17 protein-coding genes and 1 tRNA gene are annotated in these 24,114 nt (G+C 73.4%); 7 read left to right on the forward strand and 11 right to left on the reverse strand.

The features are described 5' to 3' along the window. Positions 1-130: 130 nt before the first annotated feature. The gene (locus ACFVUH_RS28280) at positions 131-1,414 is read right to left on the reverse strand and encodes an outer membrane lipoprotein carrier protein LolA (protein ID WP_387916106.1); all 1,284 of its coding nucleotides are present in this window, start codon (positions 1,412-1,414) and stop codon (positions 131-133) included. Between the two features lie 188 nt (positions 1,415-1,602). Between ACFVUH_RS28280 and ACFVUH_RS28285 the strand changes: the two genes are divergently transcribed. Together ACFVUH_RS28285 and ACFVUH_RS28290 are read left to right on the forward strand one after the other, a co-directional pair. Further along, positions 1,603-4,212, forward strand: a complete 2,610-nt coding sequence (locus ACFVUH_RS28285) for a bifunctional FO biosynthesis protein CofGH (RefSeq protein WP_355370350.1) — start codon at positions 1,603-1,605, stop codon at positions 4,210-4,212. A gap of 186 nt (positions 4,213-4,398) precedes the next feature. After that, positions 4,399-5,514, forward strand: coding sequence for an ADP-ribosylglycohydrolase family protein (locus ACFVUH_RS28290; protein ID WP_387916107.1), 1,116 nt, complete (start codon positions 4,399-4,401; stop codon positions 5,512-5,514). Between the two features lie 154 nt (positions 5,515-5,668). On the opposite strand, the gene ACFVUH_RS28295 is transcribed toward ACFVUH_RS28290, so the two are convergent. The 3 genes from ACFVUH_RS28295 to ACFVUH_RS28305 form a co-directional block, all read right to left on the reverse strand. Then, complete coding sequence (locus ACFVUH_RS28295) at positions 5,669-5,878, reverse strand: DUF397 domain-containing protein (RefSeq protein WP_355370345.1); 210 nt, start codon at positions 5,876-5,878, stop codon at positions 5,669-5,671. Next, complete coding sequence (locus tag ACFVUH_RS28300) at positions 5,875-6,738, reverse strand: helix-turn-helix transcriptional regulator (RefSeq protein ID WP_355370342.1); 864 nt, start codon at positions 6,736-6,738, stop codon at positions 5,875-5,877. The genes ACFVUH_RS28295 and ACFVUH_RS28300 overlap by 4 nt, the downstream gene beginning before the upstream one ends. Positions 6,739-7,368: 630 nt before the next feature. Then, positions 7,369-8,124 carry a GPP34 family phosphoprotein gene (locus ACFVUH_RS28305; protein ID WP_355370339.1) on the reverse strand — a complete coding sequence of 252 codons (756 nt, stop codon included), beginning with the start codon at positions 8,122-8,124 and terminating at the stop codon, positions 7,369-7,371. A gap of 300 nt (positions 8,125-8,424) precedes the next feature. Between ACFVUH_RS28305 and ACFVUH_RS28310 the strand changes: the two genes are divergently transcribed. Further along, positions 8,425-10,761, forward strand: coding sequence for a hypothetical protein (locus ACFVUH_RS28310; protein WP_387916110.1), 2,337 nt, complete (start codon positions 8,425-8,427; stop codon positions 10,759-10,761). A 36-nt stretch (positions 10,762-10,797) separates the two neighbouring features. Here ACFVUH_RS28310 and ACFVUH_RS28315 read toward each other — a convergent pair whose 3' ends face one another. Continuing rightward, positions 10,798-11,757, reverse strand: coding sequence for a YhjD/YihY/BrkB family envelope integrity protein (locus tag ACFVUH_RS28315; protein ID WP_387916112.1), 960 nt, complete (start codon positions 11,755-11,757; stop codon positions 10,798-10,800). A gap of 86 nt (positions 11,758-11,843) precedes the next feature. Further along, complete coding sequence (locus tag ACFVUH_RS28320) at positions 11,844-13,343, reverse strand: glycosyltransferase family 39 protein (protein WP_387916114.1); 1,500 nt, start codon at positions 13,341-13,343, stop codon at positions 11,844-11,846. Positions 13,344-13,615: 272 nt separating this feature from the next. Here ACFVUH_RS28320 and ACFVUH_RS28325 point away from each other — a divergent pair. Then, positions 13,616-13,688, forward strand: a tRNA-Arg gene (locus ACFVUH_RS28325). 87 nt (positions 13,689-13,775) lie between these two features. On the opposite strand, the gene ACFVUH_RS28330 is transcribed toward ACFVUH_RS28325, so the two are convergent. Then, the gene (locus tag ACFVUH_RS28330) at positions 13,776-14,627 is read right to left on the reverse strand and encodes a phosphatase PAP2 family protein (protein ID WP_387916116.1); all 852 of its coding nucleotides are present in this window, start codon (positions 14,625-14,627) and stop codon (positions 13,776-13,778) included. A 392-nt stretch (positions 14,628-15,019) separates the two neighbouring features. Between ACFVUH_RS28330 and ACFVUH_RS28335 the strand changes: the two genes are divergently transcribed. Both ACFVUH_RS28335 and ACFVUH_RS28340 read left to right on the forward strand, forming a co-directional pair. Further along, positions 15,020-15,991, forward strand: coding sequence for a sigma-70 family RNA polymerase sigma factor (locus tag ACFVUH_RS28335; protein ID WP_350553867.1), 972 nt, complete (start codon positions 15,020-15,022; stop codon positions 15,989-15,991). 178 nt (positions 15,992-16,169) lie between these two features. Further along, positions 16,170-16,400, forward strand: a complete 231-nt coding sequence (locus tag ACFVUH_RS28340; protein ID WP_355370326.1) for a hypothetical protein — start codon at positions 16,170-16,172, stop codon at positions 16,398-16,400. Between the two features lie 21 nt (positions 16,401-16,421). On the opposite strand, the gene mscL is transcribed toward ACFVUH_RS28340, so the two are convergent. From mscL to ACFVUH_RS28360, 4 genes are all read right to left on the reverse strand, one after another. Then, a complete protein-coding gene (gene mscL, locus ACFVUH_RS28345; protein WP_387916163.1) occupies positions 16,422-16,841 on the reverse strand; it encodes a large conductance mechanosensitive channel protein MscL in 420 nt (139 codons plus the stop codon). A gap of 559 nt (positions 16,842-17,400) precedes the next feature. Beyond that, complete coding sequence (locus ACFVUH_RS28350) at positions 17,401-17,718, reverse strand: FmdB family zinc ribbon protein (RefSeq protein WP_387916118.1); 318 nt, start codon at positions 17,716-17,718, stop codon at positions 17,401-17,403. A 128-nt stretch (positions 17,719-17,846) separates the two neighbouring features. Further along, positions 17,847-19,121, reverse strand: a complete 1,275-nt coding sequence (locus ACFVUH_RS28355; RefSeq protein ID WP_387916164.1) for an MFS transporter — start codon at positions 19,119-19,121, stop codon at positions 17,847-17,849. Between the two features lie 440 nt (positions 19,122-19,561). Beyond that, on the reverse strand, positions 19,562-21,052 hold the full coding sequence (locus ACFVUH_RS28360; RefSeq protein WP_355370318.1) for a potassium/proton antiporter: 1,491 nt from the start codon (positions 21,050-21,052) through the stop codon (positions 19,562-19,564). Between the two features lie 304 nt (positions 21,053-21,356). Here ACFVUH_RS28360 and ACFVUH_RS28365 point away from each other — a divergent pair, with 304 nt between their 5' ends. Further along, entirely contained in the window at positions 21,357-24,101 is a 2,745-nt protein-coding gene (locus ACFVUH_RS28365) for a penicillin acylase family protein (RefSeq protein WP_387916121.1), read from the forward strand. The last annotated feature ends 13 nt before the right edge of the window (positions 24,102-24,114 follow it).

Consider the following 24,114-nt stretch of genomic DNA (forward strand, 5'->3'; position numbering starts at 1 on the left):
CTACCCCCCGGGTGCTGTTCTTGGGGGGGGGGGGGGGGGGGGGGCCCGGGGCCCGGGGGGCGGGGCGCCCCCCGCCCCCCCGCCCCCCCGGCCGGCTCCGTAACGTCCCCCGTTACGGGAGCCTGGGTCACTACTTCACCCCGGCCGCACTCTGCAGCACCGACGGGGTGACCGCGCCCGCGAAGACCCGTCCGTCGTCGGTGACCAGGACGTTGAGCACCTTGGTGCTGATCAGCGAGCCGCCGGCGACCGGCTTGCCCAGCGCCTTGACCAGCGCCAGCGGGTTCTGGGTGGTGCCCGCGCCGGCACCGGGGCGTCCGCCCGGACCGTGCCCGCCCTTGCCGCGCGGGCCCTTGCCCTCGGCCGGGACGAACACGTCGCCGCTGGGCAGCTTCGCGGACAGCACGGCCGTCCAGCCCTCGCCGATCACGTTCAGGCCCTCGGCGGCGGCCTTGGCCTCCTCCGGGGCCGCCTCGGCGCGCGGCGCGTCGGACGCCTTCTGCTCCGTCACCTTGGCGCCCTTGGGCAGGGTGAACTCGAAGGTCTTCGCGTCCGGCCGGGCGAACGAGACCTGGGTGAAGTGCACGTCCAGCACCGTGCCGCCGTCCGTGCCCTTGACCACGACCGACAGCGGCACCCCGTTGTCGGCGGCCACCGCGATCCGCACCTCGCCGATCGTCGAGCCGGACCCGGTGGGCTTCACGCTCAGCCGGTAGGCCTTCTGCCCGGCCACGGTCGCGGTGCCGTCCACGGTGACGGCGGTGGTCTGTGCGCTCGCGGTCAGGAACTGCCGGGCCGCCTCCTGCGGGGTGGTCGGCACGCCGGTCAGCGGCGCCTTGCCCCGGTGGCCGTCCGCCGCGTCCCGCCCGGTCCCGGTCAGGTGCACGGCCTCGTTGGTGCTGCTGTCCCAGGCCCAGGCCTGGTCGCCGTTGCGGATCAGCTCGTAGCCGGAGAGCTGCTCCAGCAGGCCGATCCGCTGCCGGTCCGGCCCGTCCACCGCGACCCGCAGCGTGTGGTCACCACCGAGCAGGCCGGTGAGCTTCGCGGTGGGCGCGGCGCCCGACGGCTTGTCCCCGCCGCGCTCCCCGCCACCGGCCGCCGCGAGCCCGCCGCCCGCCGCGCCCAGCAGCTGGCTCGGCACACCGAGGTCGGTCGAGACCGACACCGTGCCGGAGAGCGTCTGCGCCTCCGAGCCGAGCACCTTCGCCACCACCTGCTCCGCCGTCAGCGCGGGCAGCTCCGGCGGCGAGGAGTCCGCCAGCGCCGGCACCAGTCCCACCCCGGCGGCGATCGCGGCCGTGATCGCCAGCGGCACGGCCACCCGCACCAGGGTGCGCCGGCGCGACCGGTAGGGAGCCGTGCCCTGCCATTCGTCCGCCGGGCCGCCGCCCGCGGTCGCCCTGTCGTCCGTCATCCGTCCAACCCCTCCGTCGGTCAACGACTTTCCCTGGGTACCCATTAGACGGTCCCGGGGCGCTCGCGTCATCGCCCTGCAGGGTTGGTTCCGGGTCGACCTCGCGGCGCACCCGACCCTGAGGGGGACTCAGGGTCGAGTCCTCCGAACGCACGAGGAACGTACGTGAACTGGCGTAGGGTCGCGGCATGGACGCAACCAACAGCCCGACCGCGAATGCGATGCGGCGCGCCCTGCGCCGGGCCCGGGACGGCGTCGCGCTGGACGCGACCGAGGCGGCGGTACTGCTCCGGGCCAGAGGCGATGACCTGCGCGACCTCTGTGCGAGCGCCGCCCGGGTCCGCGACGCCGGCCTCGACGCGGCCGGCCGGCCCGGCGTCATCACCTACTCCAAGAGCGTGTTCATCCCGCTCACCCGGCTCTGCCGGGACAAGTGCCACTACTGCACCTTCGTCACCGTCCCCGGCAAACTGCGCCGGGAGGGACACGGAATGTTCATGTCCCCGGACGAGGTGCTGGAGGTCGCCCGCCGGGGCGCGGAACTCGGCTGCAAGGAAGCGCTCATCACGCTCGGGGACAAGCCCGAGGACCGCTGGCCGGAGGCCCGCGAGTGGCTGGACGCGCACGGCTACGACGACACCATCGCGTACGTGCGCGCCATGTCGATCCGCATCCTGGAGGAGACCGGGCTGCTCCCGCACCTCAACCCCGGGGTGCTGAGCTGGACCGACTTCCAGCGGCTCAAGCCGGTCTCCGCCTCGATGGGCATGATGCTGGAGACCACCGCCACCCGGCTGTGGAGCGAGCCCGGCGGCCCGCACTTCGGCTCGCCCGACAAGGAGCCGGCCGTCCGGCTGCGGGTGCTGGAGGACGCCGGCCGCAGCTCGGTGCCGTTCACCAGCGGCCTGCTGATCGGTATCGGCGAGACCTACGAGGAGCGCGCCGAGTCGCTGTTCGCGCTGCGCCGGGTCTCCCGGGCCTACCACGGCGTGCAGGAGCTGATCCTGCAGAACTTCCGCGCCAAGCCGGACACCGCGATGCGCGGCATGCCGGACGCGGAGCTGGACGAGCTGGTCGCCACCGTCGCGGTGGCCCGGCACATCATGGGCCCGTCGGCCTGCCTGCAGGCGCCGCCGAACCTGGTGGACGGCGAGTACGAGCGGCTGATCGCGGCCGGCATCGACGACTGGGGCGGCGTCTCCCCGCTGACCCCCGACCACGTCAACCCCGAGCGCCCCTGGCCGCAGATCGACAGGCTGGCGGAGCGCTCGGCCGCGGCCGGCTTCGAGCTGCGCGAGCGCCTCGCCGTCTACCCCGAGTACGTCCTGCGCGGCGAGCCCTGGCTGGACCCGCGGGTGCTGCCGCACGTCCGGGCGCTGGCCGACCCGCGGACCGGGCTGGCCCGGCCCGACGCGGTGGTCACCGGGCACCCCTGGCAGGAGCCCGAGGACCTGCCGGACTCGTACGGGCGCACCGACCTGCACAGCGCCATCGACACCGAGGGCCGGACCGGCGACCGGCGGGCCGACTTCGAGGACGTCTACGGCGACTGGGAGGTGCTGCGCGAGCAGGCCGCCGCCTCGGCCGCCTCGGCACCGGGCGGTCCCGGCGGCTCGGCCGGGGCGCCGGAGCGGCTGGACGCCGAGGTCCGGGCCGCCCTCGCGGTGGCCGCGGACGACCCGGTCCGGCTGACCGACGAGCAGGCGCTGGCGCTGTTCCAGGCGGACGGCCCGGCACTGGACGCGCTCTGCCGGATCGCCGACGCGGTGCGCCGCGACGCGGTCGGCGACGAGGTCACCTACTGCGTCACCCGGAACATCAACTTCACCAACGTCTGCTACACCGGCTGCCGGTTCTGCGCCTTCGCCCAGCGCCGCACCGACGCGGACGCCTACAGCCTCTCGCTGGAGCAGGTCGCCGACCGGGCCGCGCAGGCCTGGGAGGTCGGCGCCACCGAGGTCTGCATGCAGGGCGGCATCCACCCCGACCTGCCCGGTACCGCCTACTTCGACATCGCGCGCGCGGTGAAGGAGCGGGTGCCCGGCATCCATGTGCACGCCTTCTCGCCGATGGAGGTGGTCAACGGCGCCACCCGGACCGGGCTGTCGATCCGGGACTGGCTGCAGCGGGCCCAGGAGGCCGGGCTGGACACCATCCCGGGCACCGCCGCCGAGATCCTCGACGACGAGGTCCGCTGGGTGCTCACCAAGGGCAAGCTGCCGGCCGCGACCTGGGTGGAGGTCGTCACCACCGCGCACGAGCTGGGCATCCGCTCCTCGTCCACGATGATGTACGGCCACGTGGACACCCCGAAGCACTGGGTCGGCCACCTGCGGCTGCTGGCGGAGATCCAGCAGCGCACCGGTGGCTTCACCGAGTTCGTGACGCTGCCGTTCATCCACACCAACGCCCCGGTCTACCTGGCCGGGATCGCCCGGCCGGGCCCGACCGCGCGGGACAACCGGGCGGTGGTCGCGATGGCCCGGCTGCTGCTCCACCCGCACATCCGCAACATCCAGACCAGCTGGGTGAAGCTGGGTGCCGAGGGGGCCGCCGAGATGCTCCGCTCGGGCGCCAACGACCTGGGCGGCACGCTGATGGAGGAGACCATCTCGCGGATGGCCGGGTCGGCGTACGGGAGCTACAAGTCGGTCCGGGAGCTGCGGGCGATCGCCGAGGCGGCCGGGCGTCCGCACCGGCAGCGCACCACCACCTACGGCGAGGTGCCGGCCGAGCGGCTGGCCGCCGCGCTGGCCTCGGACGGGCACCTGCCGGAGCTGCTGCCGCTGGTGGACTGAGCCGTCACCACCCGGAAGGGCGCGTTCCAACCCGGGGAGCCCGTCGGCCGGCCGAACATCCGGTGGCGATCCGGTGGAGCGGGAACCCTGCCGTCCCGTTCGGGCATTCGAATACAGTGCGAGGGCGCGCGACCGGCCGTGCGTCGCGCGACCCCGCCCGAACCCGGACGAAAGGCGCCCGTCGTGATGCCACTGTGGTCCCGCGCCCAGCAGCAGGACTTCCGCAGCCGGGTGCGGGGGTGCCTGCTGGGCGGGGCGGTCGGGGACGCCCTCGGCGCGGGCGTCGAGTTCGAGTCGCTGGAGAAGATCCGGGCCGCGCACGGGCCGCTCGGCGTCACGGGGTACATCCCGGCGTACGGGCGGCTCGGCGCGGTCACCGACGACACCCAGATGGTGCTGTTCACCCTGGACGGGCTGATCCGCGCGCACATCCGCCGGGACACCGGCAGCTGGCACCCGCCCACCGACGTCCACCGCGCCTACCTGCGCTGGGCCGCCACCCAGCGGGACTGGGGCCCGGACGAGCGGCGCGCCGACCTCGGCTGGCTGGGCCGCGAGGAGTGGCTGTACGCGCAGCGGGCGCCGGGCCAGGCCTGCCTGTCCGGCCTCTCCGGTCCGGAGGCCGAGCGGCTGGGCACCCTGGAGGTGCCGAAGAACCCGCACTCCAAGGGCTGTGGCACGGTGATGCGGGCGGCGCCGTTCGGGCTGCTGACCACCTGGGAGCCGGGCCTGGTGTTCCAGCTGGCGGTGGAGTGCTCGGTGCTGACCCACGGCCACCCCACCGGCTACCTCTCGGCCGGCGCGCTGGCGGTGATCGTCCAGACCGCGGCCCGCGGCGGCACCCTGGAGGAAGGGGTGCACCTGGCGCTCGCGCTGCTCTCCGAGCGGTCGGCGCACGAGGAGACCACGGCGGCGCTGCGGGCGGCGCTGGACGCGGTGCGGGCGGGGGAGCCGTCCGCCGAGCGGGTCGAGGCGCTGGGGGAGGGCTGGGTCGCCGAGGAGGCGCTGGCGATCGGGGTGTACTGCGCGCTGGTCGCGCACGACGTCCGGTCCGGGCTGCTGCTGGCGGTGAACCACTCCGGGGACAGCGACTCCACGGGGGCGATCTGCGGCAACCTGCTCGGCGTGCTGCACGGTGACACGGCGCTGCCGCCGGGCCTGGTGGCGGGGCTGGAGGGGCGCGGGGCGCTGCTGGAGCTGGCGGACGACTTCGTCCTGGAGCTGATGCACGGGCCCGAGCTGCACAGCGCGGACACCCCGGAGGGCGCGGCCTGGGCGGCCCGTTACCCGGTGCTCGGCTGAGTCCTTCCCGCCGGCGGAGGGGACGTTCTCGGCGGGGGACTCTTTGACGAGGTCATGCCTGCCGGACGCGAAGATGCCCGTAGCGGTGTCCGCCGCCCGGGGAGGGCGGTGGACACCGCTACGGGCACCTGGCCGAGAAGCGGTACGGAGCGGATCAGAACCCGCCGAACACCCCGGCGCCCGCGTCGACGGCGAACGCGTTCCAGGCTTCGGCGGAGAACCGCAGTTGAGGACCCTGTGGGTCCTTGGAGTCACGGACCGCCACCAGGTCGGTGGCCGGTACGCGGATCTCCACACAGGCGCCGTTGCCGCCGCTGTGACTGCTCTTGCGCCAGCTCGTCCCGTTCTCGAAGGTGGTGCTCATCCGTGGTATCCCTCTTCAATGTCGGCTATCAGTGTCCGGGTCTCGGCCACCCCGAGTGCGGCCGCCCGCAGGTGGTCGTAGAGACTGGTATAGCGGCGCACGTCGGCCTCCTTCTCCAGGTAGAGATCGCTCGTCACCCCTTCGAAGTAGACAACTGTGGAATCGGCTGACTCGGGGAACTCCAGCAGGGAGAATGTCCCGGTCATACCGGGGTGGGCGCCGTGCGAGAACGGGATGACCTGGATGGTGATGTTGGGGCGCTGACTCAGCTCCAGCATGTGCTTCAGCTGGTGGGCCATCACCTCCTTGCTGCCGACCTCCCGGCGCAGCACCGCCTCGTCTATCACGGTCCACAGGCTGCCCAGCTGGTTCTCGCCGTTGACCCGGTCCTGGCGCTTCATCCGGACCTGGACCCGGCGCTGGACGGCGAGCGCGTCGGTGTCCGGCTGGGTGCCCTCGACCACGGCCTGCGCGTACTGCTCGGTCTGCAGCAGGCCGGGCACGAAGGAGGACTCGTAGGCGCGGATCGAGGAGGCCTCGGCCTCCAGGCCGATGTACACGCTGTAGGGCGTGGGCATGTCGTTGAAGTCGTGCCACCAGCCGCGCTGCCGGGACTCCCGGGCCATCTCCATCAGGCTGGCCCGCATCGCGTCGTCGGTGACGTCGTAGACGTCGCAGAGGTCACGGACGTCCCGCTGGCTGATGCTGCGGCGGCCGTTCTCCAGGCGGCTGATCTTCGACTGGGAGACCATCAGCCGGCCGGCCACCTCCTCGGCGGTCATCCCGGCCTGGTCCCGGAGCTTGCGCAGTTCCGCGCCGAGGCGCCGGCGGCGCACCGTGGGATTGATGTTCGCGGACACGTCGGCCTCCGGTCGGACCTCTGGTGATCGTTGGAACGGAAGTCCTCGGAACACGGTGGAAATCTGGATCAACCCCCTGACGGTGAGCAGCATGTCACCCCGGATCAGGTCGGCGCCGGGAAATGACCGGAGCGCAGTAGAACAGATCATCGGAAAAGCGCTTCGGCGAGACAAGGGGTACCCCCGAGTGATAGGGGCGCCGGGGTCCGGTCCGGTGGTGGTGCGACGGCGTGACGGGCGTGGTGCGGGTGCGGCCCCTGGGGCGCGCAGGTGCTGGTGGCACGTGCGGGGGCGGTATGCGGCCGGGGGTCCAGGTCGGGTCCGGGGCGGGTCCGGATGGGGTCCGGATGGGGGCCGGACCGGCCGGGGGGACGCCGGAGGGGCGGGTGCTGCTGGTTGCTCATCGCCGCCGTAGGGCGTGAGCGGTGCGGTGTGCGCTGCTCCGCGCGCCGGTCGATGGCCGGCGCGCCAGGTGGTGCGGCGGGGGTGCGTCCGGCTCCGGGTACGGCCCCGGGGGTCCGGCGGCCGGCCCCGGCGCCGCGGGGCACCGTCGCACCGCGCGGTCCCGTGGGGCCGTGCGATCCGGTCGATTCCGCGGCCACGGAGGCATCGCGGAGGCGCGCGGAGGCGTCAGCGGACCCCGACGCGGGACGCCGCGACCCGTCCGCCGCCGCTGCCGCGTCCGGCCGCCGGGCGCTGGCCGGCCCGGCCGCCCGAGCCCGCCGCGGCCGGTCCGGCCTGGGCGGAACGGTTCTGCTGGCCCGGCAGGCCGTTCTGCACGTCCATCACGGCGTGCGCGACCATCCCGCCCAGCGGGTCGTAGCGGATCAGATCGCGCAGCCGGGATCGCGAGGAACGGCCCTCGTTGCCCGGGTAGAGGTGCTTGCCCAGCCCGACCGAGTGCGCCAGCGCGGCGAGCGCCGCCGTCCGTGGGTCCGGCGGCACGCCGGTGCGGATCGCGGTGTCCAGCCGTTGCTTGATCGCGGCGTTGGTGCAGTCGTCCGACGCCTGGTAGCGCGTCGTCGGCAGCACCCCGCACACCTGACCGGGCACGGCGGTGACCATGCCGCACCGCTCCAGGTGCGCCAGATAGGTCTGCCGCAGCCCCAGTCGGGGCCCGCCGATCCAGTGCGCCGCGCGGACCGGGCTGCCGCGTCGTCGCAGCAGTTCCAGCGCGTGGTCGAGTGTCGGGTCGCCGGTCGGCCGTGGCAGCACCACGGCGATCCGGTCGCCCTCCGGAATGATCCGTCCGGCCAGGGACAGCTCGACGAGCTGGGCCCCGGCGAGTCCGAGGTCGAGGGTCTGCGGCTGCGCAGTGGTGCCCGTGGTCGGGTCCAAAGCGAGCAGCAAGAGTTCCTCGGGAACAGTTCTGCGGCTCTTGCCCATCCAAGCCTCCCCGCGTGGATGGGAAACAGCGTGACGCCTCTCACACGGGCTTGTCGAGTACGCCTCCGAATCGTGACCTTGCGATCGAGCGGGGGAACCGGCCGTGGCGGGCCCGGCGTCTGACCGTTGAACAGGCCGGAGCGCGGCCGTGCCGCGGCAATAAGCGCCGGTCGGGCGGGGTGTGGGCGACCGGATTCGGGCGCCGGTGGCGGAGACTGTACAGGTACACGGGGCGGGGTGCCGGCTTCCCGAAATACGGGCTTGCCGGTGCCCCGCCGGGCGTTGAGGAGGCTGGGTTACGTGGGCGAGTCCCCCGACAGGGTGCTGCGGGACGGCGAGCGGGTGCGGGAGCGGGAGGGCGAACGGGCCGGCGAACGGGCCGGTTCCGACGCGGTGGCCGAGGAGACGGCCGCGACGGCGGCGGGCCCGGCGGCGGGGGAGCCCGAGCAGCCGGAAGCGTCCGCCGAGGCCGCCGACGCCCCCACCCCCGCCGCCGGCTCCTCCGTCGACGCCGACCCTGACGCCGACGCCGACGCCGACGCGGAATCGGACTCGGACGGTGACCGGGAGGCCGACCCGGCCGAGGCCGACAAGGCGGCGCCGGCGGTCCGGCCGGGCCCCACGGTGCAGCTGCGCGTCCGGGATGCGGACATCCGGACGACCTCCCTGCGGCTGCCCGCCGACCAGGCCACCACCTCCCTGCGGCTGCCCGCCGACGACAGGACCACCGCACTGCGCCTGCCCGATGAGCTGCGCGAGCCCGCCGGTGCCGCGGCGAGCGGCACTGCCGAGCCGGCCGGTGCGGCCGGGGCCGATGCGCCGGAACGCCCGGCCGGCACCGACCCCCGTCTCGCCATGCGGACCGGTCCGGCGGGCGGTCGGGAGGGCCGTCCGGCCGCCGAGGCCGAAGCCGCCGTCGACGACGCGTCCGATGCCTCCGACGTCGACACCGAGACCTCCGAGACCTCCGAGACCTCCGGGACCTCCGGGACGGAGACCGAGCCGCCCGCGCGCGCCGAGAAGTTCGAGAAGCGGGAGAACGCCGAACGGACCCGCGTCCTGCGCCTCCCCGCCGTCGAGGCCGCTTCCGCGGCCGTCGCCGACGCGGACACCGTCCCGGCACCGCCCGCTCCGGGCCCGCTGCCCGAGCCGGTCCCCGTCCCGGAGCCGGTTCCCGAGCCGCAGCCGGAGCCGAAGCCGCTGCCCGAACCCGAGCCGGTCCCCGGCCCGGAGCCGGTGCCCGCCCCCGCGCCGAAGCCGAAGCCGGAGCCCGCCCCGGCCCCGCAGCCGCTGCCCGTGCCCGACCCGCTGCCGACCCCCGAGCCGCTGCCGGCGCCCGCGCCGGAGCCGCAGCCCTTCCCGGAATCCACCTCCGAGGCGATGGAGGTGCTGGCCGCGCTCAACGGCCGGCCGGTCTCGCCGCTGCGCCGCGCGCTCAAGCGGATCACCATCTGGACGCTCTTCCTCGCCGTCGTCCTCGGCGCCGTGGTCACCGGCCAGCTGCTGCGCCCGCTGCCGGCCGGCAAGGTGCGGATGACCGCCGCCGACGGCTTCGGCTTCCCCGGCGCCCCGCTCGACCTGGCCTGGCCCGCCAAGGGGCAGTCGGCCGCCGAGGTGGTCGGCATCGGCAGCCTGGGCAGTTCCGGCCCGGAGACGCCGGCCTCGATCGCCAGCGTCACCAAGGTCATGAACGCCTACCTCGTCCTCCAGGCACACCCGCTGAAGAAGGGCGAGGCCGGTCCGAAGATCACCGTCGACAAGCAGGCCGCCCAGGAGTCCGGCAACGTCGACGAGTCCCGGGTCACCCTGACCGAGGGCCAGCAGATCAGCCAGTACCAGGCGCTGGAGCTGCTGATGCTGCCCTCCGCCAACAACGTCGCCCGGCTGCTGGCCCGCTGGGACGCCGGGTCGGAGGAGGCGTTCGTCAAGAAGATGAACGACGCCGCCGCCAGGCTCGGCATGGCCAACACCACCTACACCGACCCGGCGGGCTTCAACCCGGAGACCAAGAGCACCGCCAAGGACCAGCTGAAGCTGGCCGGACAGGTGATGCAGGACGAGATCTTCCGGCAGATCGTCTCCACCCCGGACACCACCTTCAACAACCAGAAGATCTCCAACACCAACACCCTGATCTCCCCGAAGAACGGCATCATCGGCGTCAAGACCGGCTCCAGCACCCCGGCCGGCGGCTGTCTGATGTGGGCCGCCTACAAGGAGATCGCCGGCGTGCGGCGGCTGATCCTCGGTGTCACCCTGGGCCAGCCGGCGACCACCGCCGAGCCGAGCATCCTCAAGGTGGTGCAGACCGTCAGCGCCAAGCAGATCCAGGCCGCGCAGGACGGGCTCACCGGGCAGACCCTGGCCAAGCAGGGCGATGTGGTCGGCCGGATCGAGGACGGCCTCGGCGGCTCCGTCCCGGTGGTCGCCGCCCAGGACCTCACGGTGGCCGGCTTCCCCGGCGTCACCGGGACCCTGGTGCTGGACCCGCTGAAGGTCGGCCACCAGGCGGCGGCCGGCACCAAGGTCGGTGTGCTGCGCGCGGGCGAGGGCGACAACCGGGTGGAGGTGCCGGTCGTGCTCCGCTCCGACCTCGCCCCGCCGTCCATCGTCTCCCGGCTGACCCGAGCGCTGTGAGGCGCGCCCGCTGAACCGCTCCGGGCGGCCCGCGCCTCAGAAGCGCGGGCCGCCCCACTGCCCCGGTGCGGTGCGCGAGCCCAGCAGCCGGGCGACCGCCTCCTCCTCGGCCACCACCCGGCCCAGCGCGATGGCCAGGGTCAGTCCGGTGAACACCACGATCAGCCAGGACAGGCCGGTGAACACCACGCCGAACGGGCCGAAGTTGCCGATGCTGCGGTTCATCGCGGCCGGCAGGTAGACCCGCGAGGCCACCCCGATCCCCACCACCCCCACGCCGCAGAGCAACGCGCCCGGCAGGAGGGGCAGCCAGCGCACCCGGGCGCCCAGCAGCAGGTGCTGGGTCCACCACCACAGCGCCGTCGCGAGCAGGAAGGTCAGCGGTACGCCCAGCCAGGCGCCCAGGCCGAAGCCGTCCTTCACCGGGGTCTGGAACGCCAGGCAGACCAGCCAGACCAGCAGCCAGGCCAGCCAACGCCAGGCCGCCACCCTGGTCCCTGACCTGGGCAGCTCCCAGCAGCGTTCGCAGACCCGCTGCATCGCCCGGCTCAGTGCCGTCGCCGACAGCAGGGTCACCAGCGCGCCGACCATCCCGAAGCCGGTCTCCTGCTCGTGCCCGCTCCCGAGCATCTGCTGCACCGAGTGCGCCGCCTGGCCCTGCAGGCCCAGTTCCTTGCGAAGCGAGTGCACCACGCCGTTGCGGATCGCCGTCGGGGCGAAGACCGCGACCACGAACAGGGCGGGCAGCGCGCTCAGGAACGCCTGGGCGGCCAGCCGGGTCGCGGAGTCCAGCAGGTTGACCCGGAGCAACTGGTGCAGCGCCCGGCCGACCATCGGGACCTGGTCGGGCAGTCCGCGGGCGGATCCGGCCAGGGCCGCCGACCGGTGCCGCCACCGGGCGGTCCGCCGCTCGTCGTGCGCGGCGTGCTCGTCCCGCTCGTCCCGGTCGTCGCCGCCGCCCGGGCCCGCCGGTTGCCCGTTCGGCTGCTCGCTCACCGCCGTCCTCCCGACCATGGTCGCCGTGCTCCATGGTCGCCCCGCCCCGGGCCCCGCGCACCCGGACCGCCGGAGCACGCGGGGCTTCAGCTCCCGGTGCGGGTACCGTCCAGCAGCGCCAGCGTCATCCCGCCCAGCGGCGTCACCTGCTGCGGCGTCCCGAACCGGGCGCGCAGCGCGTCCGCCTGGTCGGCGGGCACCGCGGCCAGCGGGTCCGCGGTGTTGCCCAGCACGACCAGCCAGGTGCGGCTGCCCGTGCCGGTGCACTCGGCGGGGTGCGGGCACGGCACCGGGAAGAGGTCCTCGGCCCGGACCGCCCCGGTCGCCTCGAACAGGGGGTACGGGCGGACATCGGCCGGTAGGTAGTAGGAGACACCCGGGCCGACCATCGACCAGGCCTGGTCGCCGAGCGGCACGGCCAGCCCGTCGCCCGGCCGGTAGCCGGCCGCGATCAGCCGGGCCACCTCCCGGTACGGCTCCTTCGACTGCGCGTGCGAGCCCGCGTAGCGCACCAGGGACTGCTTCGGCAGGGCCGTCACCCCGGCCACCGCCACCACGCCGACCGCGAGCAGCAGGCCGGCCGCCCGCACCTCCGGCGGGGTCCGGCCGGGCCGGGCCGCCGCGGTCACCGCCGCGTAGCCCGCGCCTATCCCGCAGCCGGCCAGCGCGGCCCAGGCGGGCACCGTGAACAGCAGGTACCGGTCGAGGAAGTACGAGGTCGGGCCGAACGAGAAGGCCCAGACCGCCAGCACCGGCAGCACCGCGAGCAGCAGCAGCCGCAGCGCCGGACCGCGCCGCCCGGGCAGCGCCAGGGCCAGCAGCGCCAGCACCAGGAAGACGTGGAAGACCCGGGCCGAGCCGAACAGCGGCTCGCCGAAGTGCCACAGCTGGTCCAGGGTCGGTCGGCCGAGCCAGCCCAGCTGGCGCTCGGACTGCCGGCGGCCCAGCAGTGCCACCGGCAGCACCGCCGCCACCAGGGCGGCGAGCACCAGCACGAGCCCCGCGAGCAGCCGCCGCCGCGCCGGTCCACGGGTCCGCCACAGGTACGGAGCGACCAGCGCGGCCTGACCGGCCAGGGCACTCAGCGAGACCAGGTGCGCCGCGCCGGCCACCGCCATCGCCAGGTCGTACGGCGCCCACCGGCCCAGTGTCGGCCGTTCCAGGGCGCGCAGCAGGAACCAGCTCGCCGCCGCGACGGCACAGGTCACCAGCGCGTACGAGCGGGCCTCCTGGGCGTACCGGGAGATCAGCGGGACCATCGCGAAGAGCAGCCCGGCGCAGACGCCCGCGACCCGGCCGCCGAACAGCCGCTCGGCGGTCAGCGCGGTGAACGCGGCCGCGCCCGCCATCGCCAGGACGGAGGGCAGCCGCAGCGAGATCTCGGAGTCGCCGAACAGTGTCGTCCAGCAGTGCAGCAGGACGTAGTAGGCGCCGTTGCTGGCGTCCACGTGCTGCAGCATCCGCAGCAGGTCGCCCAGCGTCCGGGTGGCCGAGACCCAGCTCGCCACCTCGTCCCGCCACAGTGCCGGCGTCCCCAGCCGGTAGGCGCCCACCGTCAGCATGACCAGCGCGGGGGCCAGCCACACGAACGGTCCGGCCGTCTTCCGTGCGAGACGGAGGACGGGGCCCCGGTCCCACCGGTCACCCGACGCCATCTGCCGCTCCCGTCCTCTTCCCCCGCCGGAGGGGCCCCGGACCCCGTCGGTCCGAGGGTCCGTTCCCCCCAGGCTAACCGCGCCCCGATCGGCCGGGCGGACGGCCCCCGTCCCACCTGACCCACCGTCGGCCGCTCCGCCCGCCCGCTCCGTGCCGCCCACCCCCGCGCCCCCGATCCGCTAGGCTGTCTGCGGTCGTCCCCGCCTCAGTAGCTCAGGGGATAGAGCACGGCTCTCCTAAAGCCGGTGTCGCAGGTTCGAATCCTGCCTGGGGCACAGCGCCGGTCACGGCGGATGACGTGAATGCGGGCCCCCTCGGTTGCGATCGAGGGGGCCCGCGGCGTTTTCCGGGGTGAGGGGGTGTCAGCGCAGCAGGCCGTCCGGGTGGTCGGCGGTGTCCTCCGGGCTGGGCTCCGGCGTGGGATCCGGGGAAGGATCCGGGGTGCGGCCGGCGGAGGTCCGGGGCCGGTGGGTGGGGGAGACGAGCACGCGTTGGACGCGGGGGCGGGTGCGCCGGTTCACCCGGCGGAAGTCGCGGGCCAGCGCACCGGGGCGGGCGAGTTCGACGAGGACGGTGACGCTGCCGAGGACGATGCCGGCGGCCAGCCAGCCGCCCAGGACGTCGCTGGGCCAGTGGACGCCCAGGAAGACCCGGGAGGCGCCGATCCCCAGGACGGTCAGCGCGGCGATCGAGCAGGCGGTGATCCGCGCGGCCCGGCCCGCCCGGGGCCAGAGCAGGCCGACCAGGACGGCGCAGGCGATCGCCGAGGCCATCGCGTGACCGGAGGGGAGGGCCGGGCCGCCGGCGTGCGCGACCGGGTCGGAGAAGGTGGGGCGGTGGCGGCCGAGGGAGAGCTTCAGCACCCACTGGCCGCCCCAGCCGGCCAGGGTCTGGGCCGCGACCCAGCCGCCCAGCGTCCGGGCGCCGATCAGCCAGAGCCACAGGGCGGCCGCGCCGAGCACCGAGCGCATGGTGACCGTTCCGCCGATGTCGGAGAACAGCTGGACCGAGGCGGTCCACGCGGTGTGATCGGCCGCGAAGCGGTGCAGGCGGTCGACCGGTTCGCGGTCGAGCCGGGAGAGCGGGCTCCAGCCGGTCTGCACCAGGGCCGCCAGGACGGCGAACAGCGCGGCGCAGCAGACCGCGAGTGCCGCGTGCCGGAGCAGGTGGCGATCACGCGGGGTGATGGAGGGCGAGCTGTTGGTCAGGTGCATGGCTGACACCTTCCCAGCCGCCCACGCCGATCGTGCGCCGCGGCGATAGCGATTTGGCATCTTTTGTGCGGAGGGCCTGCGTGCGCCGGGGTGTGGGTGCGTCCCGCGCGGGAACGCGCTCGCGGCCCGCGGGGTTGTGGGGAGGGAGGGTTTGCGCGGGGGTGCGCCGAGGGGCCGGAGAAACACATCCGGTTGCCGGTCCGTCACCCTCGGTCCGCATCGCGGGTGAAATCGAGCAGGATACTGCATCGCCGGAAGAAGTCTGAGCGACTTGGGAATGTTGTCCGGATTCTGTTCGTTGGATCGTTACGTGTGAGGCCCGCGGGGCCCGCACTTCTTGCCCTCTCCGGGCAGGCAGCCAGACCGCGGCAACACCAGCAAAGGGAGCAAGCATGGCCACCCGTGCCGTCGTTCGCGACAGGGCCGACCGGACTCGCGCGGCCCGCCCGACCAACCTTGAGGCCGACCGTGACCTGGTCGGCATGTACCTCGACGAGATCGCCAGGACGCCCCTGCTCGATGCCGCCGAGGAGGTCGAGCTCTCCCTGCGGATCGAGGCCGGCGTGTACGCCCAGCACCTGCTGGACGAGGGCGGGCTTCCCGAGGGTGTGCGGCGCGAGGAGCTGGAGGCGATAGCCGAGGACGCCGAGCGCGCCAAGGACGTCTTCATCCGGTCCAACCTCCGCCTCGTGGTCGCGGTGGCGCGGCGCTACCCGCGCAGCGGCCTGCCGCTGCTCGACCTGATCCAGGAGGGCAACGCGGGCCTGGTCCGCGCGGTGGAGAAGTTCGACTACGCCAAGGGCTTCAAGTTCTCCACCTACGCGACCTGGTGGATCCGTCAGGCGATCACCCGGTCGATCGCGGACCAGTCGCGCACCATCCGGCTGCCCGTCCACCTGGTCGAGGAACTCGGCCGGATCCGCCGGGTGCAGCGGGAGAAGTCGAAGGAGCTGGGCCGGGAGGCCGAGCCCGCCGAGATCGCGGCCGAGCTGGACACCACCGAGGCCCGGATCAAGGACGTGCTGGACTGGGCGAGGGACCCGGTCAGCCTGAACATGTCGGTGGACGACGAGGGCGAGACCCAGTTCGGCGACCTGGTCGAGGACACCGGGGCGACGTCCCCGGAGGACGCCGTGATGGTCATGCTCCGCCGTGAGGAGCTGGACGGCCTGATCGGACGGCTGGACGACCGGACGGCCTCGATCATCCGGTCGCGGTACGGCATGGAGGACGGCCGCGAGCGCACCCTGACCGAGGTGGGCAAGCAGCACGGGCTGACCCGTGAGCGGATCCGCCAGATCGAGAAGCACGCACTGGCCGAGCTGAAGAAGATCGCCGACCACGCGGGCTTCGAGGCGGCGTGACGCGGGGGCGTGGGCCCCGGGCGTGTCCTGGGGGTGACGACGGCCGGCGGGCCCGGTGCGGAAGCGGTCCGCACCGGGCCCGCCGTCGTGCCGGTGGCGTTCTAGGCTGGTGACGGCGGGGCTGGTGAGGGCGGGCGGGAACGTCGGCGGGGGAGGATCGGGAGCTGTGGAGGCGAAGGTGGCGGAAGAGCAGGCGGTCGACGGGCAGGCGGCCGAGAGGAAGTCTGCCGAGAAGAAGCCGGCCGAGCGGGCGGCGGCGAAGGCCCGGCTGGTCTTCGGCGATCCGCTGGAGCGGCAGTCCCGGGACGACACCGACACGGGCTGGGGCGACCGCCCGGGAGCGGGGGAGAGCGGTGGGCGGGGACTGGACTGGTACCTGAGCCAGCGCCCGCCGCACCACGGCGACTGACGGCCCTGCCCCCGCCGGGCCTCAGCCGGCCCGGGTGACCAGGGCGTCGCGGATCTCGGTGAGCAGTGCCACCTCCTTGACCTCGGCCTCGGTCTGGACCTCGGCCAGGGTCTTGCGCTTGGCGGTGAACCTGGTCATCGGCAGGATCAGGAAGAAGTAGACGACGGCCGCGGTGATCAGGAACTGGAGGGCCGCGCTCAGCACGCTGCCCCAGAGGATGAGGATCCCGGACGTGACCTCGCCGGTGTCGGACAGCTCGCAGGGTCCCTTGAGGCAGGAGCTGTAGGACGCGAGGTCCTTGGCTCCGAACGCGCCGACGATCGGGTTGATCACGCCCTTGACGAAGGTGTTGACGATGTTGGTGAACGCCGCGCCGATGACCACGGCGACGGCCAGTTCGACGACGTTTCCGCGCAGCAGGAATTCCTTGAAGCCTTTCATGCCGCGTGAACGACGGAGCCGTTCGACGGTCACGGATGACTTTCTCCCCCCTCCGCCGGACAACCCGTTCGGCCCACCGGGGGCGGTGCTCCCGGTGTGGGCGGCCCCGCCAGGACCGGGCCGAGGGTGAGCACGGCCGCCGCCGCGAACAGCAGCACGGCCGGGACGGGGGCGCGGTAGCGCAGCAGCTGCCGCAGTCGGCAGCGCGGGCCCGCACGGCCCCCGATCGGCGGGAACGACGGCACCGGCTGCCGGGGCGGCACGCTCGGCGCGGGCAACGGCGGGATCGGCAGCGAACGGGGGGACAGGACGGGCGAACCGGTGCGCACGGGCACCTCCGGGGTCGGCTTCGGGTTCCGTTGACCGCCACTGTGGGCCGCCCGCGCCGCCGCCGGAAGCGGCTTTTCCCGGGCTGTGGAAAACCCGGGGCTGTGGACAAGAACCTTCACTCCGACGAGTGAACCGACCGCCCCCGGAAACGACGGACGGCCCGCCGCGCCCGCCTGGAAGCGGGAACGGCGGGCCGTCCGGAAAGCTGGTGCCGGTGCCCGGCCGAAGCTCAGCCGGCCGCCGGAGCGGGGCTCGCGGCGGGGGCCGACGGCTTCGACGAGGACGAGCCCGAAGAGCCCGACGAGGACGAGGCGGCCGACGTCGACGAGGAGGACGAGGACGAGGCCCCGCCCACCGAGCTGCTGGAGGACGAGCGGCTGTCGGTCCGGTAGAAGCCGGAGCCCTTGAAGACCACGCCCACCGCGGAGAAGACCTTGCGGAGCCGCCCCTGGCAGTCGGGGCACGTGGTCAGCGGCTCGTCGGTGAACTTCTGCACCGCCTCCAGGCCGTTGCCGCACTCGGTGCACTGGTACTGGTACGTGGGCACTTGTCTTCCTCCTGGCACTCTCGCCTGATGAGTGCTAACGATGGTCAATGATGCGGCATTCCGGTGGATCAGTCCAGCGACTCGAATGTGAGATGAGTCGGGCCACCGGTCCGATCCGGCCGTTCCGCTCAGCCCTCGGCCGCGCCCACCAGCCGGCCGCGGGCGCCCCGATCCCCGGAGCCCGCGACCACCGGGCCGCGCGCGGCCCGCGGAACCAGCAGCCCCCGCAAGGTCACCAGCGCGATCAGGCCCAGCCCGGCGCCGGCCACCGGCACCAGGAAGCCGATCGAGGGCCCGTGCGCGTCGATCAGCTGCCCGGCCGCCGTCGCGCCGGTCGCCAGGCCCAGGCCGATGGCGCCGGTCAGCCAGGTGAAGGCCTCGGTCTTTGCGCCGTCCTCGACCAGCGTCTCGACCAGGGTGTAGCCGCTGATCAGGGTGGGCGCGATGGCCAGGCCGCAGACCAGCCCGGCGATCGAGAGCGCGACCAGGCCGGGCATCGCCCACAGGGTCGAGCAGCCCAGCACCAGCAGGCCGTAGCTGATGATCATCCGCTGCTGGACGGGGCGCCGCCAGGCGATCACGCCGTACAGCACGCCGGCCACCATCGAGCCGCCGGCGAAGATGCCGTACACGGTGCCGGCGGCGCCGTGCTGCCCGACCGAGTCGGCGAAGGCGTTCACCGAGACCTGCAGACCGCCGAAGACGGTGCCCACGCCGAGGAAGGCCCCGGCCAGCAGCCGGACGCCGGGCGAGGCGAGCGCGGAGGCCTGCCGGACGCCCGGCTCGCGCACCACCCGGGCGGGCGCGGTGCGCCGCTGGGCGGCGAAGGCCAGGCCGCCGACCAGGGTCAGCGCGGCCTCGGCGACCAGCCCGGTCGCGGGGTTGACCGAGGTGGCGACGGCGGCGGCCAGGATCGGGCCGATCACGAAGGTGAACTCGTCGGTCACCGACTCGAAGGCGAAGGCGGTGCTCACCTTGGCGGCGGAGGTGGCCGGGGCGCCCTCGGCGGAGAAGGTGGCGATCCAGCGGGCGCGGACCATGGCGCCGATCTGCGGGACGCTCGCCCCGGCGGGGGCGGCGGCCAGGAAGAGGCTCCAGGCCGGCGCGTGCCCCAGCGCGAGCGCGATCAGTGCGCCGACCGAGACCGCGTGCACCAGGACGGCCGGGACGAGCACCGCGGCCTGGCCGTACCGGTCGGCGAGCCGGCCGGTCTGCGGGCCGATCAGCGCCTGGGCGACGGCGGCCACCGCCGCGACGGTGCTGGCGGTGCCGTACGAGCCGTGGGTGTCCTTGACCAGCAGCAGGATGCCCATGCTGAGCATCGCGTAGGGCAGCCGCGCGACGAACGCGGGGGCCAGGAAGGTCCAGGCGCCGGGCGTGCGCAGCAGCGCCCCGTAGCCCACGCGGGCGGGCGCGGCGGCGGGCGCGGCGACCGCGGTCGCGGCCTCGGCGGCGGTGGTCTCCGCGGGAGCGGTGGCCAGGGCGGGCTGGGCGTCCTCGACGTCCTCGACCGTTCGGCGCGCCGTCACGGTCGGTCCTTCCTGCTGCCTGGTAGCGCGGCAGGGCATGGGGTGGCCCCGACGGCGCCGAGAGTCGTCCTCTCGCGCGTCGACCGGGGTAGATACCGGGCCGGTCCGGCGGTGGGCCGGGGCCGGGCCGCGGCCGCCGAGCGGTCGCGCCAACTCTGCTTCAGACAGATGTTGGGGATTCGGTGTATCAACCAAAGAAATTTACGCGCGTAGACGCGCGCTCACCCCGACCTTACCGGACGGACCCGAACTTGTCCCGTGACATCGGGGTGAACACTCGAACACCAGATCGAAGCTTCAGTCGCCCCGCCCGCTCAGCCGCCCCGCCCGTTCAGCCAGTCGGCCAGCTTGCCGCCCTTGTCCACGGCCCGCAGCCGCCGCTCGGCCGCCTCGCCGACCTCGTCGGTGGTCACCACCAGCAGCTCGTCCCCGCCGCGCAGCACGGTCGTCCGGTCCGGCACGAAGCTGTTCCCCTCGCGCACCACCAGGGTCACCGCCGCCCCGGCCGGCAGCCGCAGCTCACTGACCTCCACGCCGGACATCTTCGAGTCCGGCGCCAGCGCGACCGACAGCAGGTGCCCGTGCAGCTTCTCCAGCGGCGCGGACTCGATGTCGAGGTCCTGGCCCATCGAGCCCTCGCCGATCCGCAGGGCCTTGGCGACCCAGGGCAGGGTCGGGCCCTGGAGCAGGGTGAAGACCACGACCAGGATGAAGACGATGTTGAAGACGTCCTGCGCCAGCGGCGCGCCGGAGACCAGCGGGATGGTGGCCAGCACGATGGGCACCGCGCCGCGCAGCCCGGCCCAGCTGAGCAGGGCCTGCTCGCGGGCCGGCAGCCCGAACGGCGTCAGGGTCAGCACCACCGAGAGCGGCCGGGCGAGGAAGACCAGCACCGCGCCGATCACCAGCGCGGGCACCACGGCCGAGCCCATCGACTCGGGGGCGCAGAGCAGGCCGAGCAGCACGAACATGCCGATCTGCCCGATCCAGGCCAGGCCGTCGGCGAAGCCGCGCACGGCGGGCCCGTGCGGCAGTTTGGCGTTGCCGAGGATCACCGCGCTGACGTAGACGGCGAGGAAGCCGGAGCCGTGCAGCAGCGCGCCGCCGGCGTAGGCGAGCACGGTGAGCGCCATGACGGCGATCGGGTAGAGGCCGGAGGAGGGCAGCGCGACGCGCTTGACGCCGAACGCGCCCAGCTTGCCGACCGCGAGGCCGATGGCCAGGCCGACCGCCAGCTCGGCGGCGATCGTGCCCAGCAGCACGTACCAGGAGTCGTGCGCGCCGACCGTGGCGAAGGAGACGACCAGGATGACCACGGGTGCGTCGTTGAAGCCGGACTCGGCCTCCAGCAGGCCGGTCAGCCGGCGGGGCAGCGGCACCGTCCGCAGCACCGAGAAGACGGCCGCGGCGTCGGTGGAGGAGACGATCGCGCCGAGCAGCAGCGAGGTCCGCCAGTCCAGGTCGACCAGGTAGTGCGCGCCGGCCGCGGTGACGGCGACGCTGATCCCCACGCCGACGGTGGCCAGCACCGTGGCCGCCGGCATCACCGGTCTGGCCTCGCGCCAGTTGGTCTTGAGGCCGCCCTCGGCCAGGATCACCACCAGTGCCGCGTAGCCGAGCACCTGGGTGAGCTCGGCGTTGTTGAACGAGATGCCCAGGCCGTTCTGGCCGAGTGCCACGCCGATGCCGAGGTAGATCAGCAGGCTGGGCAGGCCCGATTTCGTGGACACCCGCACGGCGACCACCGCGACCAGCAGGATCACGGAGAACTCGAGGAGCAGCTGGTTCAGGTGGTCGACATTCACGCAGGGGCACCTCGGGCGTGGCAGCGGGCGGCGGACGCGGTACCGACAGGGGTGGCGGCGGAAGGCACCGACTTACTCCCCTTGCGGATCGTTACTCAGTCTAACATTTTGCCATATCTTTAAGTTCACTTGTCGACGGTTCCGTCACCCCCCGCCTCCGGCTCCGCTTCCGACCTCCCCCGATCCCACCGTGAGCGTCCCCCGTGCACGGCCGCCAGCCGGGGCGGCCTAATGTGGTCCTCTGTCACGGCTCCGTGCTCCTGACATGTCCGCCCGCCCCCCAGTGAGGACCGCAAGGACCCAGATGCCCCGCTCCAAGAAGTTCCGGCGCGCCCGTCTGATCGTGATCGTGCTGGTCGTGCTGCTGGTGGCCGGCGCCGGCTACGGCGGATACCGGGGGGTGGCCGCGGTCCGTGCGTCCTTCCCGGAGGTCGACGGCAGCGTCAAGCTGGCGGGCCTGAGCGCGCCGGTCGACGTCAAGCGCGACGCCAACGGCATCCCGCAGCTCTACGCCGACACCTCCGAGGACCTCTTCCGCGCCCAGGGCTACGTCCAGGCCCAGGACCGCTTCTGGGAGATGGACGTCCGGCGGCACATCACCGCGGGCCGGCTCTCCGAGATGTTCGGCGACAGCCAGGTCGAGACCGACTCCATGATCCGCACCATGGGCTGGCGCCAGGTCGCGCAGAAGGAGTTCGACACCGTCCTGAGCGCGGACACCAAGAAGAACCTCCAGGCCTACGCGGACGGCGTCAACGCCTGGCTCGCCGAGCACCCGGGCGGTTCCTCCGCCTCGCTGGAGTACGGCCTGCTCGGCGTCGTCAACGGCGGCTACAAGCCCGAGCAGTGGTCCCCGGTCGACTCGGTGTCCTGGCTCAAGGCGATGGCCTGGGACCTCTCGGGCAACCTCCAGGAGGAGATCGACCGCTCGCTGCTCGCCCAGGACTTCAGCCGGGAGAAGATCGACGAGCTGTACCCGGACTACCCGTACGCCCGCAACGGCACGATCGTGAAGACCGGCACGGTCAACGGCACCGCCTACAAGCCGGCCGACGGCTCCACCCCGGCGGGCAACGGCACCGGCACCGGTACGACCGGCGGCACCGGTACCGGCACCGCCCAGGGCGCCGCCGCCACGAAGGCGCTGCTCAAGGACGTCACCGACCGGATCGACGCGCTGCCCGAGCTGCTCGGCCGCAACGGCCAGGGCATCGGCTCCAACTCCTGGGTGGTCGCCGGCAGCCACACCACCACCGGCAAGCCGCTGCTGGCCAACGACCCGCACCTCGGTCCCGGCCTGCCCTCGGTCTGGTACCAGATGGGCCTGCACTGCCGGACCGCCTCGCCGGCCTGCCAGTACGACGTCTCCGGCTTCACCTTCGCCGGGATGCCCGGTGTGATCATCGGCCACAACAAGGACATCGCCTGGGGTCTCACCAACCTCGGCGCCGACGTCACCGACCTCTTCCTGGAGAAGGTCACCGGCCCGGACACCTACCTGGTGGACGGCAAGGAGGAGAAGTTCGAGCTCCGCAAGGAGACCATCAAGGTCGCCGGGGGTGAGGACCGCACCATCACCGTGCGCACCACGAAGACCGGCGCCCCGCTGATCTCCGACCCGAGCACCGAGCAGCAGAACGTCGGCAAGTACGCCCCCAACGGCGACTCCGCCCCGGACCGCGGCACCGGCGGCTACGGCGTCGCCCTGCAGTGGACCGCGCTGATCCCGGGCAAGACCATGGACGCGATCTTCTCGCTCGACCGCGCGAAGGGCTGGGACGACTTCCAGAAGGCCGCCGCGGACTTCGCCGTCCCGGCCCAGAACCTCATCTACGCCGACGCCAAGAACATCGGCTACCAGGCCCCCGGGTACATCCCGGTGCGCGGCAAGGGCGACGGCCGCTACCCGGCGCCGGGCTGGGACTCCGCCTACCAGTGGAAGAAGGACCCGGTCCCGTTCAGCGCCCTGCCGTGGAGCCTCAACCCCGCCAGCGGCTACATCGTCACCGCCAACCAGGCCGTCGTCGAGCCCTCGTACAAGTACGGGCTGACCAGCGACTGGGAGTACGGCACCCGGGCCAAGGAGATCACCGACCAGATCGAGGCCAAGCTCAAGAACAACGGCAAGATCTCGCCGGACGACATGCAGGACATGCAGCTGGACAACACCAGCATCCTGGCCAAGACGCTGGTCCCGATGCTGCTCAAGGTCGAGATCGACGACCCCTACGTGCGCGAGGCCCAGGACCTGCTGAAGGACTGGAACTACCACCAGGACGCCGACTCGGCCGCCGCCGCCTACTACAACGGCGTCTGGCGCCAGCTGCTCACCCTGGCCTTCGGCCAGAAGTTCCCGGCCGACCTGCGGGCGAAGGACAACTGCCTGCTGGTCCGCGAGCAGGCCGACCCGACCAAGCCGGACAGCAAGTCGAAGATCGTCACCGAGTGCGGCACCCGTGACCCGGGCCGGGCGCAGCCGGACGGCGGCGACCGCTGGAACGAGGTGGTCCGGCAGCAGCTGGAGAAGCCCGACAGCGGCTGGTGGACGTACATCGACTCCCAGCACAAGGAGCAGAAGGGCCTGGACAACCTGCTGCGCGAGGCGATGACCAACGCCCGCCAGGAGCTCACCTCGCTGCTCACCAAGGACATCACCACCTGGAGCTGGGGCCGGCTGCACAAGCTGGAGCTGCGCGAGCGCACCCTCGGCTCGGACGACTCCTCGATCGCCTCGGGCGCCGTCCACAAGCTGCTCAACCGCGGCCCGTACCGCCTCTCCGGCGGCTCGGCGGCGGTCGACGCGGCGGGCTGGAACGCGGCCGCCGGGTACCAGGTCGACTGGATCCCGTCGATGCGCATGGTGATCGACCTGAACGACCTCGACGCCTCGCGCTGGATCAACGTCGGCGGCGCCTCGGGCCACGCCTTCCACGAGAACTACAACGACCAGACCGACCTCTGGCTCAAGGGCAAGCTGTTGACCTGGTCGTACTCGCCGGACGCGGTCGAGAAGGCGACCAAGCACAAGCTGACGCTGACCAACGGCTGACGCCGCCCCGCGG

The organism is Kitasatospora sp. NPDC058032, from assembly GCF_042885845.1.
Classification (GTDB): Bacteria; Actinomycetota; Actinomycetes; order Streptomycetales; family Streptomycetaceae; genus Kitasatospora.

Bases quoted from the DNA above. Each gene is read 5' to 3' on its own strand.
- ACFVUH_RS28280 (WP_387916106.1), bottom strand. From the start codon at position 1,414: ATGACGGACGACAGGGCGACCGCGGGCGGCGGCCCGGCGGACGAATGG.
- ACFVUH_RS28285 (WP_355370350.1), top strand. From the start codon at position 1,603: ATGGACGCAACCAACAGCCCGACCGCGAATGCGATGCGGCGCGCCCTG.
- ACFVUH_RS28290 (WP_387916107.1), top strand. From the start codon at position 4,399: ATGCCACTGTGGTCCCGCGCCCAGCAGCAGGACTTCCGCAGCCGGGTG.
- ACFVUH_RS28295 (WP_355370345.1), bottom strand. From the start codon at position 5,878: ATGAGCACCACCTTCGAGAACGGGACGAGCTGGCGCAAGAGCAGTCAC.
- ACFVUH_RS28305 (WP_355370339.1), bottom strand. From the start codon at position 8,124: ATGGGCAAGAGCCGCAGAACTGTTCCCGAGGAACTCTTGCTGCTCGCT.
- ACFVUH_RS28330 (WP_387916116.1), bottom strand. From the start codon at position 14,627: ATGCACCTGACCAACAGCTCGCCCTCCATCACCCCGCGTGATCGCCAC.
- ACFVUH_RS28335 (WP_350553867.1), top strand. From the start codon at position 15,020: ATGGCCACCCGTGCCGTCGTTCGCGACAGGGCCGACCGGACTCGCGCG.
- mscL (WP_387916163.1), bottom strand. From the start codon at position 16,841: ATGAAAGGCTTCAAGGAATTCCTGCTGCGCGGAAACGTCGTCGAACTG.
- ACFVUH_RS28365 (WP_387916121.1), top strand. From the start codon at position 21,357: ATGCCCCGCTCCAAGAAGTTCCGGCGCGCCCGTCTGATCGTGATCGTG.